The 1,775-nt window shown below is 41.8% G+C and carries 2 protein-coding genes; one reads left to right on the forward strand and one right to left on the reverse strand.

Features of this window, described 5'->3' with window-relative positions; translation table 11 throughout:
* A partial coding sequence (locus tag LD39_RS16485) for a LysR family transcriptional regulator (RefSeq protein WP_035549976.1) occupies positions 1–628 on the reverse strand: 628 nt, incomplete at its 3' end.
* A 265-nt stretch (positions 629–893) separates the two neighbouring features.
* Between LD39_RS16485 and LD39_RS16490 the strand changes: the two genes are divergently transcribed.
* A partial coding sequence (locus LD39_RS16490) for a potassium transporter TrkG (protein ID WP_304413582.1) occupies positions 894–1,775 on the forward strand: 882 nt, incomplete at its 3' end.

The following is a 1,775-nucleotide window of genomic DNA, read 5'->3' on the forward strand; positions in this document are numbered from 1 at the left end:
CTTTACACGCATGCGTAATTCTATCATTGAGAACGAAATCTTTATTGAACATAATAAAGGATTCTTCCTTCAGTTCATGTAAGTGAATTTCTTCTCTTTCATACAACGCATGAGAAGGGGGCAGAACGACTTTCATTTCTTCTCGCAAAAGAAAGAAGTAATCAAATTCTTCTTGTTTTGTAGGAAGGACGGTAATCCCTACATCCAGCTCATCTTCGATAATGTTTTCTTCAATCTTTTTCGCCCCATTCTCAATCAACTGGAAGGTGATGTTTGGATATTGATCATGAAACCCTCCGAGGATTTGAAAAAACTGATCAGCATCCATAATCGGAGGAAGACCAATCCGGATATGGCCTTTTTGAAGACCTAGTAAATCATCCAGCTGGGTTTGTAGATTATTGAAGGCCTTATCTATCACTTGCGCCTGTGCGAGAATGACGCGCCCCGCGTCCGTTAACGTAATTTGCTTACGTGACCTTTCAAACAATTCTACACCAAGATCCGCTTCCAAATTCTTGATCATTTTACTGATGGTCGGTTGACTTATGTACAAATGCTCAGCGGCCCTTGTGAAACTATGGAACCGAGATACTTCTATGAAATATTGCAAATGCCGAATATCCAAACTTGCTCACTCCGCCTCTCTCCATGAATTCTACTCCCATCATAGATAACCCGTATCCATGAAGCAACCCTAAGGGAATAAACGGGTTCCCATTACCATTTACTCCCACCTCAGGTCATCCACATTCTCCCACCCCAGGTCATCCATATATTACCAAGTAAAATCCGTAAATCATTTCCTTCTTCTTGCCAAGTGGTTGGAATAGCTTTAAAATCCATAAGTAGACACCGTTTCGACAGGAATTTTATTTTAAGGAGAACTGATTATGGCACGCTCCATCTCTTTGAGGCCGAACAACTTTTTCGATCGGCTTTCCCCTTTTCAAATTATCGTTTTGTTCTATGTATCGGCAGCACTCGTTTCAACATTCTTGATCAGTTTGCCATTTCTACATAGAGAAGGGATCGACATGAGCTTCATCGATAGTTTATTTACAGCAGTGAGCGCCATTAGTGTAACAGGTTTGACTGTGACATCCACAGCGGACACCTTTAACACAGGTGGGTATTTTGTATTGATGTTTATCCTTCAATTTGGCGGCATTGGGGTCATGACGCTCGGAACATTCATCTGGCTGCTACTCGGACAACGAATAGGCCTTAAACGAAGACAGCTGATCAAAACGGACCAGAACCGCTCGACGTTCTCCGGCATGGTCAGACTGATTCGGCAGATTTTACTCATTATCGTCATCATCGAAATTATTGGAGCTCTTATCCTAGGTGTATATTTTACACAATATTTCCCAACCATCAGTGAAGCCTTCATTCAAGGAGCATTTGCTTCCGTCAGTGCTACGACAAATGCAGGGTTTGATATCACCGGTTCATCGCTTGTCATGTTTGAACATGATTACTTTGTCCAGTTCATCAACATTTTGCTATTGACGTTGGGTGCTATCGGCTTCCCTGTTTTAATTGAAGTCAAAGACTATTTAACAAAACGACAAGGGGACTTCTTCTCTTTTTCGCTTTTCACTAAATTAACTTCGATCACTTTTGCTGCACTCGTTGTCGTTGGTGCAATTCTTATATTCTTCTTTGATCGCACGCATTTTTTCAGTGATAAATCATGGCATGAGTCGTTCTTCTATGCTCTATTCCAATCCGTGACGACGCGTAATGGCGGGTTGGCAACGATGGACGTG

Source organism: Halobacillus sp. BBL2006, from assembly GCF_000786645.1.
Taxonomy (GTDB): Bacteria; Bacillota; Bacilli; order Bacillales; family Halobacillaceae; genus Halobacillus.